The following is a 15322-nucleotide window of genomic DNA, read 5'->3' on the forward strand; positions in this document are numbered from 1 at the left end:
CCGCCCGTCCTCACCGCCCGTCCTCGAGGGCCGCGAGCACCGCGCGACCCCGGGGTGACAGCTCGTAGCCGACCCGGTGGCTGACGGTCAGGCCGAGGGCCTTCAGCTTGCGGACGTTGGCCTTGAAGGCCTGCCGCTCCTGGTCGAGCAGCGGCGCGAGCTCGGTCGAGACGACCTCGGGGTGGTCCGCGATCACGCGCAGCGTCGCCCGGGTCCAGGGCGAGGGGGCGGCGCGGTCCATCCGGTCCATGCGCACCCGCACGGCGGCCAGCTCGGCGGGCCCCAGGCGGTCGTCGGCGCGGAGCGCGTCCCGCGGGTCCGCACCCGCGGGGTGGAAGGCGATGCGGTACAGCTGCCGGCCCTCCTCGGCGGGGCGCAGGGCGGCGATCAGCTCCTCGAGGGAGTCGTGACCTGCTCGGGCCACGTCGTCGGGGTCGATGTCGTCGACGGAGTCGAGCACCTCGACGGCGTCGATCGCCAGGTAGCCGGCGCCGCTGCGCAGCGTGCCGCCGGCCTTGACCGTGGGGCGGCGCCACCGCCTGAACGCCACGGTGATGCGGCCGTCCGCGACCGCCTGCCACTGCGCGCCGCCGAACAGCACGGCTCAGCCGTCCCGTCGGAGGACGAGGAAGGCGTAGCCGACCGCCTCCGCCCCTCCGCCGTCGAAGGCCGCCAGCTCGGCCTCGGTGGCAGCGATCGCGTCGGCCAGAGCCGGACCGATCCGGGCCGGGTCCTCGCGCAGCTCGGCCAGCCGCGCGCGGACGGGCTCGTAGTAGGCGTCCCAGTCCTCGCGGGGCAGCACGAAGTCGCCGATGCGCCGGTAGCCGGCGTGCAGCGCCTGCGCGCGACGGACCTGGAGGGGTTGGAGGGCCGGGTAGGCCTCGTCCCAGAAGTCCCGCACGGCCTGCGGCACGGTGGGGGCGAGCCACACCGGCTCGGTCAGCGCCAGCACGCCGCCGGGGCCCAGGACCGGGTGCCAGGTGCGGAGGGCCGCCTCGAAGCCCATCACGTAGGCGGCGCCCTCGGACCAGATCAGGTCGACCGGTCCGCCCACGTGGCGGTCCACCACGGACCCCAGGTCGGCCATGTCCCCGACGACCGCGGTCACGCGGTCGGCGACCCCGGCGTCGGCCGCCCGGCGGCGCACCTCCGCGACGAAGGGTTCGTGGGCGTCCACGGCGAGGATCTCCGCATCTGGCATGGCCTCGGCGAGCACCAGCGACTGGGGGCCCGGTCCGCAACCGACGTCGACGACGCGGGCGCGTCCGCCGATCCCGGACAGGTCCAGGGCGCGCCTGGTCGAGGCCGGCGAGCCGGGTCCCTCGCGCGGGAGCCCGTCGTGGATCCGCCAGAACCCGTCGGCCGCGGTGTCGTCGGCCATCAGCTGAACTTGGCCACCCAGCGGCGCAGCTCGTCGGACTGGGCGGAGGCGGCCTGGGCCCACGACTCGTACTCGAGGACCGCCCCGAGGTCGTCGGTCTCGACCGCGAGCGCGACCGACCGCTTGATGTGGCGGGCGAGCTGCGGATCCACCTGGGCGAACCGGTGGGCCAGGTCCGTGGCCACGCCGACGCAGTCCTCCTCCGGCCCCTCGGCGAGGCCGAGCTCGACGCAGCGCTCCGCGTCCAGCAGGTCGCCGAGCAGCAGGGTGGTGAGGGCGCGGGAGGGCCCCATGGCCTTCACGAGGAACCAGGTGCACCCGCCCCCCGGGTGCAGGCCGATCTTCGCGAACGTCGCGCCCATCGTCGCGTGGGTGCCCGCGATGCGGACGTCGCAGGCCATCGCCAGGTTCAACCCGGCCCCGACCGCTGCGCCGTTGACCGCCGCGATCGTGGGGAACGACAGGTCGCGGATGGCGAGGAACGCCCGGTAGTAGCCCTGCAGCTCGGCGCGCAGCTCGGCGACCGGGCGGTCCGGCCGCCCGAACAGCTGGGGCAGGTCCGCGCCGGCGCAGAACCCCTTGCCCTCGCCGGTGACCACCAGGGCGCGGACGTCCGGGTCGCCGGCGAGGTCACCGGCGGCCGCGATCATCTCAGCCGCCATCTCGTACCCCATCGCGTTGCGGCGATCGGGATCGGTCAGGGTCATGGTCGCCACGCCGTCGTCGGCCACGGCGACCGTCAGCTTGCTCATCGACTCACCAGTCAGGGGGAGGCAGGGGACCACAGGACTACACTGACGCCTCCGTGATGCGCAACCAGGCGAGGATCACCATCGGTCACAAGCTGGAGCTGATCACCACGACGCCGGAGGAGACGAAGCTCCTCGCGGGTCGGCTCGCCGCCGTCCTGCAGCCGGGCGACGTCGTGGCGCTGACCGGTGAGATCGGTGCCGGCAAGACCTGCTTCGTGCAGGGCGCGGCGGCGGCGCTGGGCGTGACCGCTCGGGTGACCAGCCCGTCGTTCATCCTGCGCAAGGAGTACCGGGGGGGCCGCGTCGACGTGCGCCACCTCGACGTCTACCGGCTGGAGAGCCTGCAGGAGGTGCTCGACGTCGGCTTCGCCGAGTCCGGCGACGACCACGCCGTCACGTTCGTCGAGTGGGGGGATGCGATGGCGCCCCTCCTGCCCGCCGAGCACCTCGAGGTCGAGCTGCGCCTGCCGCCCCTCGACGGCGACGGAGCCGCCTCGGCCGCCGCAGCCGGCGGCTGGACGGCCGAGCCGCGGACCGTGCTGCTGACTCCGCACGGCCACGACTGGGCGCGGCGGTTGGTGGAGGTCCTGGGGGACCTGCGCCCGTGGCTCGCGGAGCGGAGCTGACGTGCTGGTCCTCGGCATCGAGACCTCCACCCCGGCGGCCAGCGTCTGCCTCGGGACCGACAAGGGCGTCGTCGCCTCCGCGGCGATCGGCCCCGGCCTGCCCGAGCTGGCCCGCGCCCACGGCGCGTTCGTGGCCCCCGCGATCCGCTACTGCCTCGACACCGCCGGCGTCGACGCCTCGGCGGTGAACGGCGTGGCCGTCTCCCTCGGCCCCGGCCTGTTCACCGGCATGCGGGTGGGGATCACCACCGCCCAGGCGTTCGCCCACGCGCGCAGCCTGCCGATGGTCGGTCTCGCATCCCTCGACCTGCTCGCCTTCCCCCACCGCCACGTCCGTCGGCAGCTGTGCAGCGTCATCGACGCGCGGCGCGGCGAGCTGTTCTGGGCGACGTACAAGTCGGTCCACGGCGGCGTGCAGCGCCTGGGCGAGTTCCGGCGCGGCCGTCCCGACGTGCTGGCGGCCGAGCTCGAGGCCACGACGGAGGACACGCTGTGCGTCGGGGAGGGCGCCGTGCAGCACCGGGGGCTCCTCGAGAGCGCCGGCGCGGACGTCGCCGAGGGATCGGTCCACCCCGACGCGCGGGCCCTGGTCGCGCTCGCGATGGGCCGGTTCATCCGGGAGGAGACCCGACGTCCCGAGGAGCTGACGCCGATCTACCTCCGCCAGGCCGACGCCCAGATCGGCTGGGCCAAGCGGGGCGCGCTGCACGGCGGGACGGCGGGCCCCCCATGACGGTGTCCGCGGTCACGGGACAGGCCGGGGCGCGGGCGCGCACGGCCCCGCGCATCGCGACGATGCGCGCCGCGCACCTGGACCGGGTCGTCGCGCTCGAGCAGTCGGTGCACGACCGGCCGTGGTCGCCCGCGCTGTTCGCGTCCGAGCTGGCCGCCGAGGGACGGCGGTACCTGACCGCGTGGGCGGGGGAGGAGGATGACGACCTCCTCGGCTACGGCGGGGTGATGCGCGCGCTCGACGAGGCCCACATCACCACGGTCGCGGTCGCGCCGACCGCACGGCGCCGGGGCATCGCCACGCGGCTGGTGCTCGCGCTGCTGGACGCCGCCGTCGCCCTCGGGACGACCGCGGCGACCCTCGAGGTGCGGGCATCGAACACCGCCGCCCAGCGCCTGTACGCGCGCGTCGGCTTCGCGCCGGTGGGAGTGCGGCGGGGCTACTACGGCGGCGAGGAGGACGCGATCATCATGTGGGTGCACGACATCGCCGGACCGCGTGAGACGGCGCGCCGCGCGCACATCGCCGGTGTCGCCGGGGACCGGGAGCGGGGAGGGGACACCTAGGTGCTGGTGCTCGGGATCGAGACGTCGTGTGACGAGACCGCCGTCGCCCTGGTCGAGGACGGCGTGCGGGTCCGGTCGAACGTGATCGGATCCCAGGTCGACGTCCACCGCCCCTTCGGCGGGGTCGTCCCCGAGATCGCGGCGCGCGCGCACCTCGAGATGCTGCTGCCCGCCGTCGACCGCGCGCTGGTCGAGGCGGGTGCGACCTACGCCGACCTGGAGGGCGTCGCCGTCACCGCCGGCCCGGGGCTGGTCGGCGCCCTGCTCGTCGGCGTCGCCGGCGCCAAGTCGATCGCGCTGGCCCACGACCTGCCGTTCATCGGGGTCAACCACCTCGAGGGCCACGTGTGCGCGACCCAGCTCGAGTACGGGCTGCTCGACCCCCCGCTGCTGGCGCTGATCGTGTCCGGCGGGCACACCAGCCTGGTCCGCCTCGACGCGTCCGGGACGTTCTCCACGATCGGCGCGACGATCGACGACGCGGCCGGCGAGGCCTTCGACAAGGTCGCGCGCTTCCTCGGCCTCCCCTACCCCGGCGGCCCCGAGATCGACCAGCTCAGCCGGACGGGCGACCCGACCGCGATCGCGTTCCCGCGGGCGATGCTGGGCGACGGCACCTACGACTTCTCGATGTCCGGCCTCAAGACGGCCGTGATCCGCGAGCTCCGCCGCCGTGACGCCGCGGACGAGGAGATCGTGCTCAGCGACGTCGCCGCCTCCTTCACCGAGGCGATCGTCGACGTGCTGGTCGCGAAGACCCTCGACGCCGCGGCCGCCGAGGACATCGGCACGGTCACCCTCGTGGGTGGGGTGGCCGCGAACACCCGCCTGCGGGAGGCGATGACCGACGGCTGCGCCCGCACCGGGCGGCGCCTCCTGCTGCCCCAGCCGGTGCTCTGCACCGACAACGGGGCGATGATCGCGGCGGCCGGCTTCAACCGGCTGGTCGCGGGGCAGCGCACGCCGCTGGACCTGGACGCCGACCCCGGCCTGGGGTTCTCGCCGCTCGCCCGCACATGACGACGACCCCCGCCCGCGCGACGGCGCAGCGGCTGCGCCCCGACGACGTCCCCCGCGTGACCGCGGCCCTCGAGTCGGACTTCGGCCGGCTGGGCGCCGGCATGTGGGACCCGCGTCACCACTACCTGCTCGACGCGCTCGACCGCGGTGAGGTCGACCGGTTCGTCGTCTTCGGCGACGACCGCCCCCGCGCCGTGGTCCACCTGGGCCTGACGGGCACCGTCGTCCCGGCCGGCGACCCGGCGGCGGCGGAGGCCCTCGCGCCGTCCATCGACCGGGCCCGCTGGCGGATCCTGATCGGCGACGAGCCCCTCGCCCGCGCTCTGGTCGAGGCGAGCAGCCGGTCGTGGTGGCGGCGCCGGCCGAGCACCCGGGTCCAGCGGCTGATGACGACCGACGCGGCCGGCGTGGCGCCGGGTGCGCCCATCGAGGGCTTCCGCCGCGCCTCCCGGGCGGACCTCGACCTCCTCGAGGACTTCGCCTGCCGCCTCCACGTCGAGGACCGGATGGGCCCGCCGCTGGTCGGCGGGGCGCGCCAGGGCGTCCGCCACCGCATGGCCGAGAGCGTGGACCGCGGCATGACCTGGGTCGTGCAGCGCCACGGGCGGCCGGTGGCGAAGGTCGACCTGTCGCTGCACTCGCTGCGGCGGGGGGCCCAGATCGCCGGCGTCTACGTGCAGCGCGACGTGCGGGGCCGCGGCATCGCCACAGGCATGATCGCGACCCTCGCCCGCGAGCTGCTCGACGGGGGGCTGCCCGTCGTCAGCCTCCACGTCCGCGACGACAACGTCGCGGCCATCGCCGCCTACCGCCGCGCCGGCTTCACCGAGCGCGGCAACTGGATCCTCGCCCTCCGCTGACCGTCAGACCTGTGCCAGGACGCCCTCGTCCTCGAGGCGGATGACGAGGTCCTCGGGGTCGGTGCCGTAGATGACGCTGAGGGCGCGGAGGTCCTCACCCCGTATCGTCAGGACGTTGCCGTTGAAGTCGCCGCGCTGCAGCTGGATCGTGTGCGCGAACCGCGAGACCGGGCGGAGGTCGGGATCGAGATCGGCGCGGGACAGCTTGCGCAGGTCGAGCATGATCTTCGACGCCGCGGAGCTGGCGGTCGACGGCAGGTCCTCCTTCGGCAGCAGCTCGGAGACCGGCACGTTGTAGAACTCGCTGAGCTCGGCCAGCTTGGCGACGCTGACCGCGCGATCCCCGCGCTCGTAGGACCCGACCACGACCGCCTTCCAGCGGCCCCCCGAGACCTCCTCCACCTGCTGCAGCGTCAACCCCTGCTGCTGGCGGATGGCCCTCAGCCGCGCCCCGAGGCGCTTCTGGTAGTCAGTGGCCACGTTCACTTCTCCTCCTGCCGCAGCCCCCGTCGAGGGCTGTGACGATCACGGACCGTGTCGGTCGGTCTCTCTCAGCGTTCAACTCTAACACAGAGTCACGTCCGACAGAAACACGTTCCGTACAGGGTTCTGCGCGCTGGGGGTGGTCGACCGCCCCCTGTCCGGGCGGACGAGGGGCACGGAGGGAACCTGAGCCCGATGCGCTCAAGACGGGGGGACGGCGTTTGCACCGTGGTCCGAGGAGTGCTAACGTGCTCCGTGCTGGCACTCATCGCCAACGAGTGCCAGGGACCCAGACCACGTACATCCCCACGTACACCGACACCTGGAGCCCGGCACCGGCGCACGGTCATCGAACGACCGCGCCGGGTGCGCCGGACAAGGAGGAGCAACACATGGCGACCGCTACCAAGGTTGCACTGAAGCCGCTGGAGGACCGCGTCGTCGTGCAGGCGAACGAGGCCGAGCAGACCACCGCCAGCGGTCTCGTGATCCCCGACACCGCCAAGGAGAAGCCGCAGGAGGGCACGGTCGTCGCCGTGGGCCCCGGTCGCGTCGGCGACGACAACGAGCGGATCCCCATGGAGGTCGCCGAGGGCGACACGATCATCTACTCCAAGTACGGCGGGACCGAGATCAAGCTGGGCGGCGAGGAGTACATCATCCTCAGCGCCCGCGACATCCTCGCCAAGGTCGAGAAGTAGGAAGAGGTAGAGAACACATGGCCAAGCAGCTGAAGTTCCACGAGGACGCGCGCCGCAAGCTCGAGTCGGGTGTCAACCAGCTCGCCGACGCGGTCAAGGTGACCCTCGGCCCCAAGGGCCGCAACGTGGTCCTCGAGAAGAAGTGGGGCGCCCCCACCATCACCAAGGACGGCGTCACCGTCGCGCGCGAGATCGAGCTGGAGGACGCCTACGAGAACATGGGCGCCCAGCTCGTCAAGGAGGTCGCGACCAAGACCAACGACGTCGCCGGTGACGGCACCACCACCGCCACGGTCCTGGCCCAGGCCATGATCAAGGAGGGCCTGCGCAACGTCGCAGCCGGTGCCAACCCGACCATGCTGCAGCGCGGCATGCAGTCGGCCGTCGAGCGCGTCGTCGAGAAGATCGGCGAGCTCGCCCGGGACATCGAGACCCAGGACGAGATCACCAACGTCGCCGCCATCTCCGCCAACAACGACGAGGGCGTCGGCCAGGTCATCGCCGAGGCGATGGACAAGGTCGGCAAGGACGGCGTGATCACCGTCGAGGAGTCCCAGACCTTCGGGCTGGAGCTCGACTTCGTCGAGGGCATGCAGTTCGACAAGGGCTACATCAGCCCGTACATGGTCACCGACACCGACCGCATGGAGGCGGTGTTCGAGGACCCCTACATCCTCATCGCGAACCAGAAGATCGGCTCGGTCCAGGACCTGCTGCCGGTCCTCGAGAAGGTCATGCAGGCCGGCAAGCCGCTGGTCATCATCGCCGAGGACCTCGAAGGCGAGGCCCTGGCGACCCTGGTGGTCAACAAGATCCGCGGGACCTTCCAGTCCGCCGCGGTCAAGGCCCCCGGCTTCGGTGACCGCCGCAAGGCCATGCTGCAGGACATCGCGATCCTGACCGGTGGCCAGGTCATCTCCGAGGAGGTCGGCCTGAAGCTGGACGGCGTCACGCTGGACCTGCTGGGCCGCGCCCGCAAGGTGACGATCACCAAGGACAACACCACGATCGTCGAGGGGAACGGCTCCCAGGAGGACATCGACGGCCGGATCAAGCAGATCAAGGGCGAGATCGACAACACCGACTCGGACTGGGACCGCGAGAAGCTCCAGGAGCGCCTCGCCAAGCTGTCCGGCGGCGTCGCCGTCGTCAAGGTCGGCGCGGCCACCGAGGTCGAGCTCAAGGAGAAGAAGCACCGCATCGAGGACGCCCTGTCCGCGACCCGCGCCGCGGTCGAGGAGGGCATCGTCGGCGGTGGCGGCACCGCGCTCATCCAGGCGGCCTCCGCGCTCGACAAGCTGGACCTCGAGGGTGACTACCTGACCGGTGCGAACATCGTGAAGGCCGCCCTGAGCTCGCCGCTGTACTGGATCGCCACCAACGCGGGCCTCGAGGGCTCCGTCGTGGTCGAGAAGGTCCGCAACCTCGAGCCGGGGCAGGGCCTCAACGCCCTCACCGGCGAGTACGGCGACCTGATCTCCGCCGGCATCGTCGACCCCGCCAAGGTCACCCGGTCGGCCCTGCAGAACGCCGCGTCCATCGCCGGCATCCTGCTGACCACCGAGTCCCTGATCGCTGACAAGCCCGAGCCCAAGGAGGCCGCGGGCGCCGGTGGCGGTCACGACCACGGCATGGGCGGGATGGACTTCTAGGTCCAGCCACCCAGGCACGCACACCTCGAAGGGGCGCCCACCGGGCGCCCCTTCGTCATGTCCGCGAACAGAACCGGAACACGTCATCGACAGGGGGGCGGCCGAGCCGTACCGTCACGCGCTCCGCACGCCGCCCGGCGGCGGACCCTACGCAGTTGGAGGTCCGGTTGAAGCTGTTCAGAACCCTCGCGATCGCGTGCCTGGTGGTGTCCCTCATCACGCCGGCCGCCGCCGCGGACCCCGAGTACCAGATCGTCGACGGCGAGCCGGCCGCCGACGGCGCCTACCCCTGGATGGCCGCGTTCCTCTTCGACGGCGGACAGGGCTGCGGAGCATCGGTCATCGCACCCCAGTGGATCCTCACCGCAGCGCACTGCGTCCTCGACGACCGCGGCCAGCCGGCGGTCTCCGTCGACCAGGTCTCCTTCGCCGTCGACACGACGAACTGGACCGAGGGCGGCCAGGTGCTGACCGCTGCCGAGATCATCGCCCACCCCTCCTACGACCCCCTCACGACCAACAACGACGTCGCGCTGGTCCGGACCAACGAGGCGGCGCAGGTCACCCCGGTCGCCCTGGCGGGCACCGGCGAGGCGGCCCTGGAGGCGCCCCCCACCGTCGCCCGGGTCATCGGCTACGGCGCCCTCGGCACCGACCGCGAGGGGTCCGAGCAGCTGCTCCAGGTCGACGTCGACGTCCGCGACGATGCCGTCTGCGCGCCGTTCTGGCCCCAGTGGGAGGACCTGACCATGCTGTGCGCCGGCAACCCGACCGAGGACTCGGCCGACCCCGGCCGCGACTCCTGCCAGGGCGACTCAGGCGGCCCGCTCTTCGTCGAGCGCGACAGCGGCCCGGTCCAGATCGGCATCGTCTCCTACGGCGGCGAGTGCGGCGTCGGCTCACCCGGCGTCTACGCCCAGGTGTCGACCTTCAGGCAGTGGATCGACGGCATCGTCGGCGGCCAGGTCCAACCCGACCAACCCGACCCCGGCCCGGCCGGCGAGCAGCCCGACGGCGCGGCCGCCGACCCCCTCCGCGTCGGCGGGGACGACCCGGTCGCCAACGCCATCGCCATGTCCCAGCTGATCTTCCAGGGCGACGCGTCCTTCGGCGTGCTCGCCGCCTCGGCGAACTTCCCCGACGCCCTCGGCGGCTCGGCGCTGGCGTCCTACCACGGGCCGCTCCTGTACGTCGACGCCGCCGGGCAGCTCGGACCGGCGACGCTCGCCGAGTTCCAGCGCACCGTCCCCGCCGGCGGGGTCATCTACATCCTCGGGGGCGTGGCCGCGGTCAGCGCCGAGGCCGAGCAGCAGCTCATCGCCGACGGCTTCGAGGTCGTCCGGCTGGGCGGCTCCGGACGCCAGGAGACCGCCCGGCTGGTCGCCGAGGAGGTCATCGCCACCGTCAACGGGGGCGAGGTGCCGCCGTTCGACTCCGTCATCGTCGCCTACGAGGGCAACTGGCCCGACGCGGTAGCCGTCGGCCAGATCTCGGCGTGGTTCGGCATCCCCGTGCTGCTGACCCCGACCGACACCCTCGGCGGCCCCGCCGCGGAGTACCTGTCCACCTACCAGCCGACCACCGTGATGGTCCTCGGCGGCGACGCCGTGATCGGCCAGGCGGTGCGCGACGAGATCGAGGCCATCACCGGCCCCGACACCCTCATCGAGCTGCAGGGCCCGAGCCGGATCGCCACGAGCGCCGACATCACGGTGTTCAACCGCTACGAGCTGTTCCCGCTGAACGCGGAGATCTTCGAGTTCAGCGGCGAGCCGATCACCGAGCCGGAGGTCGTCCTCGCCGTGAACCTGCGGCGCGACGACGCGTTCGCGCACGTGCTCGCCGCCTCCCAGGTCGTCGGCAACGTCGGTGGGGTGTTCGCCCCGCTCGAGGGTGACGGCAGCGCGGTCGAGCAGTCGGTCCTCGACTCCATCTGCGGCCTCGACGCCGAGGTCATCGCCATCGGGAGCACGAGCCTGGTGGCCGACGCCGCCCTCGCGCCGCTCCAGGCCGCCTCCGCCGGCCAGGGGTGCGCCGCGGGCTGACAGGAGCACACGACCCGCTGGGGGCGTCCGCCGGACGCCCCCGGCGCGGTCCTGCTAGGGCAGGCGGCCGACGTGCGCCATCGCGCGGCGGATCAGGATGTCCTGGCCCCCGGACATCTCGGTCGCCACGAGCGGCGACGTGGCGTCCTCGACGGTCAGCCAGGAGAACTCGAGGGCGTCCTGGGAGGGGGCGCACTCCCCGGTGACCGGGACGATGAACACCAGGCTCACCGCGTGCTGGCGGATGTCGCTGAACCCGGTGCGCTCGGGCGTGGGGAAGTACTCGGCGATCGTGAACGGCGCGACCTCCGCCGGGAGGAGCGGGTCGGCCTCCGGCCCGAGGTCCTTGGTCAGGTGGCGCCACAGCGCCTCGCGGACCGTCTCGCCGTACAGCACCCGGCCGCTCACGATCGCGCGTGACACCGAGCCATCGGGTCGGGGCCGCAGCAGCAACCCGACCTTCTCGACCTCTCCGAGGTGGTTGGCGCGGACGGGGATCGCCTCGACGTACACCGTCGGCACCCGTTCTCGCACGTACGCCAGCTCCTCCTCCTCGAGCCAGCTGGCGGCGGTCTCAAGGATGTCGGCATCGCTCACGGACTACGTCGCCCCACTCTCGCTGGTCGGTCTCGGGAGGCCCGCAGTGTGGCACGGGTGTCCCTGCGGGCGCACCCGCGGGCTAGGGTTCACCGCACATGACCCGTCCCGACGTGCACCTGCGGTGCGCCGTCCCCACCGCAGATGGCTGAGCCGAAGGCCACGACCGCCCCGTCCCTCGGGCGCGACGCGCTCAGCGGGCGCCTCGAGCGGGCGCTGAGCAGCCTCGACGGCGTCGAGGGTCCGACCGTCGAGTGGAAGCGCGCGTGGATGTTGACCGCGCTCGGCCGCTACGGGGAGGCGCTCGACGCCTGCGCGGCGGCCAAGGCGGGGACGCCCGTCCTCCAGGCCAGCGCCCTCATGACCGAGGCGATGCTGTACCGCCAGATCGCCCTGCACGCCCGGGCGGAGGAGGCCGACGAGGCCGCCCTCGAGGTCATGCGGGCCGATCGGGTCCGCTCCGCCCCGGTCCGCGCGGCCATCCGCATCGGCCAGGTCGCCGACGCGGTCGGCCTGGGGATGGAGCGGACGGTGCTGAGCCGCCGCCTCCAGGTGGCCTCGGCGGCCGTCACCGCCGCGGGGTCCTGGCGCCAGGGCGTCCGGCTCACCTGGGTCCGCGGGGAGGTGCTCATGGTCACCGGCGCGTACGCCCGGGCCGCACGGGTCTTCGCGTCCGGCGCGAAGGTCGCGAGCGAGCAGGGCGCCAGGCGGCACCACGCCAAGTCCCTCATCTTCCTGGCCGCGTCCCGGGCGGCCAGCGGCGATCGCACCGAGGCGCGGCGCATGGCCGAGCGCGGCCTCCAGCTGGCGGCGCGGTGCGGTGCCGCCCCCCTGATCTGGCCGGCCGAGCTGATCCTCGCCGAGGTCGACCCCGACGGCGCCGACCGCCACCTCGCCCGGGCCCGCCAGTTCGCCGGCGGCGTCCTCGACACCCTCCCCGACCCGCTGCGGGCCGAGGCCCTGCGCCGCCCCCCGGCGGACTGGCTGGTTGGGGAGGTGGCCGACGCCGCCGCGGAGGGGTTGTACCGTGGCGCCGGCCCCGCCACGGACGCCTGATCCCCGCGATCTTGGACCGGTGCCCGACCATGCCCACCCCGGTCACGATCGGTCCACCCATCCCCGCTCCCGTCCCGTCCGGTTTGACCGGACCCGCCCCCCGTAGTTGGCTGGCGCGGCCACATGCCTGACCCCTCCGCAGAGGTGCGCGACCTCGACCTCGCCGCGCTCGCCGCCCGCCTGGCCGCGATCGTGGACGCCGACCGCCTGCTCGGGGTCCTCCTGGACCACGCCGCGGAGGTCACCGGTGCGACCGGCGCGGCGGTGCTCGAGCGGTCGGCCCTGGACGGGCTGGTCAGGATCGCCGACCGGGACTCGAGCCTCGGGGAGCAGCTGTCGATCGGCGACGTGCGAGCGTCCCTCTGGGGCGTGCTGCTCGGCCGGACCCAGCTCCGCTGGAGCCGTCGCGACGACGCGCCGCGGCCCTTCCGGGAGGTCGAGCGCTGGGACCGCGGGGCGGTGGTCCGCATCGCGTCGCGCCGCGGCCCGACGAAGCTGCTCGCGGTCGGCGGACCCGACCTCGACGAGGACGTCGACCTCCGCCACCTCCAGGCGATGGCGGACATCGCGGCCCCGTCGATCGAGAGCCTCGAGCTCGCCAGCGCCAGCCGCCGCTCCCAGGCGCTGCTGCGCGGCGTGACCGAGCTGGCCGGCAACCTCGGCGCCGCCGTCAGCCCGACCCAGCTGCTCGAGGCCATCACCTCGGGGCTCGTCCGCCTCGACGGCATCGCCGGTGCCCGGGTGTGGGCCGCCGCGGACGTCCAGGACCCCTCACCGGTGGTCGTGGCCGGCGTCGAGGAGGGCGCGCGGCTGTCCGGCCGCAGCATCGAGGGTCGGGTCCGCCGCCTGCTCGACCCGCGGACAGGGCCGGCGGTCCGGTCGCTGGTGGAGAGCCCCGCCCGCATCGAGCCCGACGGCCCGCTCGTCACGCTCATGGCCCTGTCCACCGATCCGCCGCGTGCCCTCGGCATCCTGCACCACCAGCCCCTCGACGAGCTCTCCCAGGGCGTCCTCGCGTCGCTGGTCACCGCCTCCGGCCCGGCGATGCGCGAGGTGGAGATGGCCGCCGAGCGGCGCACGCTGCTGAGCGGCTACACCCGCGCGCTCCGCCCGAGCACCCGACCCGAGGGCGTGGAGCTGGCCGTCGAGCACCACCCGAACACGAGCGCCCCGGGCTCCTTCGGCGGGGACTTCTACGACTGGTTCACCGCGGGGGAGGACCAGGCGATCGTCGCCCTCGGCGACGTGTCCGGGAAGGGGATCAACGCCGCGAGCGCAGCCAGCATGGTCGTGTGGTCGCTCCGGGCCATCGGCGGGCGCGGCGCCCACCCGACGGTCATCAGCCACCTGCTGAACGGCGTCGTCGCCCGCGAGCTCGACGTCGACCGCTTCGTCACCCTGGCCCTGCTCGCGGTGGACACGACCACCTGGGAGAGCCAGCTGCTCCTGGCCGGCCACCCCTCCCCCCTGCTGGTGGCCGGCGGGGACGTGACCGTCGTGGAGTCCTCCCCGGCCCCACCCCTCGGCGTCGACGCGGTCAACTCCGCCGCCCCGCCGGTGGTCTTCGCGCTCGATCGCGGGCAGGCCCTGGTCCTCTTCACCGACGGGGTGACCGACGCGACCGACGCGACCGGCGAGCGGTACGGGATCGATCGCCTCCGCGCCCGCGCCGAGCGCCTGACCGCCGTGCCGACCTGGAGCGCGAAGACCCTGGCCGCGGGCCTGTGGCACAGCGTGCATGCTTGGGCGGGTGGCCCCCCCGACGACGACTGCGCGATCCTCGTCGTCCGCCGCCCGGAGTAGCCGCCACGTCGTCACCGCCCTGGGGCTCGTCCTGGTCCTCACGGCGTGCGTCCCACCCCTCCCCGACGAGCCCCGTGCCGGCCGGCCACCGGTCGCCTCACCCGCTGCCACGGCCGCCCCGGTCGCCACCCCCGGCGTCGCCCCGGTGCGGGGCGCCGCCCGCGAGTCCGTGGGCGGGCCCGCCGTCGACCTGGCCGAGACGACGCTCGACCTGGCGCGCCGCGTCGACTTCCTGCGCCACGAGGTGCCGCGCGGCCGGGCCCAGCAGGTCCAGATCACGGACGTCCGCGCGCTCGCCCGGCAGGTGGAGCCGCTGGCGGCCGCCCTGACCGCCGCCGTGGACGGGATCGACGCCGCCGCGCTGCCGCAGGTGGACGCCGCCGCCCGGGCCCTGCTGGACGAGGCGGCGGCCGTGACCGCAGCCGTCGGGACCGAGCTCGACGCGCTCGAGCCGGTCGCGGCGTTCGACGTCGAGAGCGACGCGGTGGTGGACGGTTGGACGGTCCGGGGCTCCCGCAGCGAGTTCGCCGCGCGGATGGACGCCCTGGCCGCGCGAGCGGCCGCGCTCGTCCCCTTGGCCGAGCAGCTCCCCCCCTCCCCGCCGGCCTGCCCCGGCACCCGCGAGAACCGGCTCGCGTGGGCCCAGCTGATCGCCCAGCGGACCGCTGCGCTGCGCGAGGTGGCCCTGGCCGCCGCCGGGACCGCCTACGACGAGCTGCGGGCGATGTGGTCACCCGCGCCGTACGGGGAGGACCGCGCGGCCGCCGACGCGGAGTCACGCGCCTGCTGGGCGGCCCACACGCCCCTGCTGGCCGTCCCCGACGAGGTGGCGGCGCGGCTGGCGGACCTGGAGCACGCCCTCGGCGGGTGAGCGGACCGCCTGCCCGGGGTCGCGCGCCCCCGGGCGGTACCGTGGGCGGCCATGGAGGCGGCAGCGGGCGATGGGTGATCGCGACCCACACGGCGACCTCGAGGGCGTCGCCCTCGTGGCGGGCTGGGGTGGGGATCCCGCCGAGCCCCGACGCCCCCGGGCGGCGCGGGGGGGCG

General features: G+C 74.1%; 16 protein-coding genes. 11 read left to right on the top strand and 5 right to left on the bottom strand.

Going from position 1 to position 15322, the window contains the following annotated elements; all coding sequences use genetic code 11:
• Positions 1-10: 10 nt before the first annotated feature.
• The 3 genes from ACEQ2X_RS16345 to ACEQ2X_RS16355 are packed head-to-tail and all read right to left on the bottom strand — an operon-like array spanning position 11 to position 2133.
• Entirely contained in the window at positions 11-601 is a 591-nt protein-coding gene (locus tag ACEQ2X_RS16345; RefSeq protein ID WP_370326896.1) for a hypothetical protein, read from the bottom strand.
• 3 nt (positions 602-604) lie between these two features.
• Complete coding sequence (locus ACEQ2X_RS16350; RefSeq protein ID WP_370326897.1) at positions 605-1381, bottom strand: cyclopropane-fatty-acyl-phospholipid synthase family protein; 777 nt, start codon at positions 1379-1381, stop codon at positions 605-607.
• Complete coding sequence (locus tag ACEQ2X_RS16355) at positions 1381-2133, bottom strand: enoyl-CoA hydratase (RefSeq protein WP_370326898.1); 753 nt, start codon at positions 2131-2133, stop codon at positions 1381-1383. The genes ACEQ2X_RS16350 and ACEQ2X_RS16355 overlap by 1 nt, the downstream gene beginning before the upstream one ends.
• A gap of 56 nt (positions 2134-2189) precedes the next feature.
• Between ACEQ2X_RS16355 and tsaE the strand changes: the two genes are divergently transcribed.
• Genes tsaE through ACEQ2X_RS16380 form a run of 5 tightly spaced genes read left to right on the top strand, consistent with a single transcriptional unit; the run spans position 2190 to position 5938 of the window.
• Entirely contained in the window at positions 2190-2759 is a 570-nt protein-coding gene (gene tsaE / locus ACEQ2X_RS16360) for a tRNA (adenosine(37)-N6)-threonylcarbamoyltransferase complex ATPase subunit type 1 TsaE (protein ID WP_370326914.1), read from the top strand.
• Position 2760: 1 nt separating this feature from the next.
• Complete coding sequence (gene tsaB / locus ACEQ2X_RS16365) at positions 2761-3492, top strand: tRNA (adenosine(37)-N6)-threonylcarbamoyltransferase complex dimerization subunit type 1 TsaB (protein ID WP_370326899.1); 732 nt, start codon at positions 2761-2763, stop codon at positions 3490-3492.
• A complete protein-coding gene (gene rimI / locus ACEQ2X_RS16370) occupies positions 3489-4058 on the top strand; it encodes a ribosomal protein S18-alanine N-acetyltransferase (protein WP_370326900.1) in 570 nt (189 codons plus the stop codon). Before tsaB ends, rimI begins: the two co-directional genes overlap by 4 nt.
• Positions 4059-5078, top strand: a complete 1020-nt coding sequence (tsaD, locus tag ACEQ2X_RS16375) for a tRNA (adenosine(37)-N6)-threonylcarbamoyltransferase complex transferase subunit TsaD (protein WP_370326901.1) — start codon at positions 4059-4061, stop codon at positions 5076-5078.
• Positions 5075-5938 carry a GNAT family N-acetyltransferase gene (locus tag ACEQ2X_RS16380; protein WP_370326902.1) on the top strand — a complete coding sequence of 288 codons (864 nt, stop codon included), beginning with the start codon at positions 5075-5077 and terminating at the stop codon, positions 5936-5938. The genes tsaD and ACEQ2X_RS16380 overlap by 4 nt, the downstream gene beginning before the upstream one ends.
• Before the next feature lie 3 nt (positions 5939-5941).
• On the opposite strand, the gene ACEQ2X_RS16385 is transcribed toward ACEQ2X_RS16380, so the two are convergent.
• Complete coding sequence (locus ACEQ2X_RS16385; protein ID WP_370326903.1) at positions 5942-6418, bottom strand: transcriptional regulator; 477 nt, start codon at positions 6416-6418, stop codon at positions 5942-5944.
• A gap of 395 nt (positions 6419-6813) precedes the next feature.
• On the opposite strand from ACEQ2X_RS16385, the gene groES reads away from it, so the two are divergent.
• From groES to ACEQ2X_RS16400, 3 genes are all read left to right on the top strand, one after another.
• Positions 6814-7122 (top strand): co-chaperone GroES, encoded by a 309-nt coding sequence (gene groES, locus ACEQ2X_RS16390; protein ID WP_370326904.1) that lies wholly within the window; start codon positions 6814-6816, stop codon positions 7120-7122.
• A 17-nt stretch (positions 7123-7139) separates the two neighbouring features.
• Complete coding sequence (gene groL, locus ACEQ2X_RS16395) at positions 7140-8774, top strand: chaperonin GroEL (protein ID WP_370326905.1); 1635 nt, start codon at positions 7140-7142, stop codon at positions 8772-8774.
• Positions 8775-8941: 167 nt separating this feature from the next.
• Entirely contained in the window at positions 8942-10819 is a 1878-nt protein-coding gene (locus tag ACEQ2X_RS16400; RefSeq protein WP_370326906.1) for a trypsin-like serine protease, read from the top strand.
• Positions 10820-10873: 54 nt separating this feature from the next.
• Here the strand turns inward: ACEQ2X_RS16400 and ACEQ2X_RS16405 are convergent, their stop codons facing one another.
• Positions 10874-11416, bottom strand: a complete 543-nt coding sequence (locus tag ACEQ2X_RS16405; RefSeq protein WP_370326907.1) for a DUF4916 domain-containing protein — start codon at positions 11414-11416, stop codon at positions 10874-10876.
• A gap of 144 nt (positions 11417-11560) precedes the next feature.
• Between ACEQ2X_RS16405 and ACEQ2X_RS16410 the strand changes: the two genes are divergently transcribed.
• The 3 genes from ACEQ2X_RS16410 to ACEQ2X_RS16420 all read left to right on the top strand — a co-directional run bounded on the left by ACEQ2X_RS16410 (position 11561) and on the right by ACEQ2X_RS16420 (position 15146).
• Complete coding sequence (locus tag ACEQ2X_RS16410) at positions 11561-12472, top strand: hypothetical protein (protein ID WP_370326908.1); 912 nt, start codon at positions 11561-11563, stop codon at positions 12470-12472.
• Positions 12473-12595: 123 nt separating this feature from the next.
• Entirely contained in the window at positions 12596-14275 is a 1680-nt protein-coding gene (locus tag ACEQ2X_RS16415) for a PP2C family protein-serine/threonine phosphatase (RefSeq protein ID WP_370326909.1), read from the top strand.
• A complete protein-coding gene (locus tag ACEQ2X_RS16420) occupies positions 14223-15146 on the top strand; it encodes a hypothetical protein (protein ID WP_370326910.1) in 924 nt (307 codons plus the stop codon). Before ACEQ2X_RS16415 ends, ACEQ2X_RS16420 begins: the two co-directional genes overlap by 53 nt.
• The last annotated feature ends 176 nt before the right edge of the window (positions 15147-15322 follow it).

Origin of the sequence: Euzebya sp., assembly GCF_964222135.1 — a bacterium.
Taxonomy (GTDB): domain Bacteria; phylum Actinomycetota; class Nitriliruptoria; order Euzebyales; family Euzebyaceae; genus Euzebya.

Excerpts from the sequence above, each read along its gene's own strand:
- ACEQ2X_RS16350 (WP_370326897.1), bottom strand. The coding sequence starts at position 1,381 with ATGGCCGACGACACCGCGGCCGACGGGTTCTGGCGGATCCACGACGGG.
- ACEQ2X_RS16355 (WP_370326898.1), bottom strand. The coding sequence starts at position 2,133 with ATGAGCAAGCTGACGGTCGCCGTGGCCGACGACGGCGTGGCGACCATG.
- tsaE (WP_370326914.1), top strand. The coding sequence starts at position 2,190 with ATGCGCAACCAGGCGAGGATCACCATCGGTCACAAGCTGGAGCTGATC.
- rimI (WP_370326900.1), top strand. The coding sequence starts at position 3,489 with ATGACGGTGTCCGCGGTCACGGGACAGGCCGGGGCGCGGGCGCGCACG.
- ACEQ2X_RS16380 (WP_370326902.1), top strand. The coding sequence starts at position 5,075 with ATGACGACGACCCCCGCCCGCGCGACGGCGCAGCGGCTGCGCCCCGAC.
- groES (WP_370326904.1), top strand. The coding sequence starts at position 6,814 with ATGGCGACCGCTACCAAGGTTGCACTGAAGCCGCTGGAGGACCGCGTC.
- groL (WP_370326905.1), top strand. The coding sequence starts at position 7,140 with ATGGCCAAGCAGCTGAAGTTCCACGAGGACGCGCGCCGCAAGCTCGAG.
- ACEQ2X_RS16410 (WP_370326908.1), top strand. The coding sequence starts at position 11,561 with ATGGCTGAGCCGAAGGCCACGACCGCCCCGTCCCTCGGGCGCGACGCG.
- ACEQ2X_RS16415 (WP_370326909.1), top strand. The coding sequence starts at position 12,596 with ATGCCTGACCCCTCCGCAGAGGTGCGCGACCTCGACCTCGCCGCGCTC.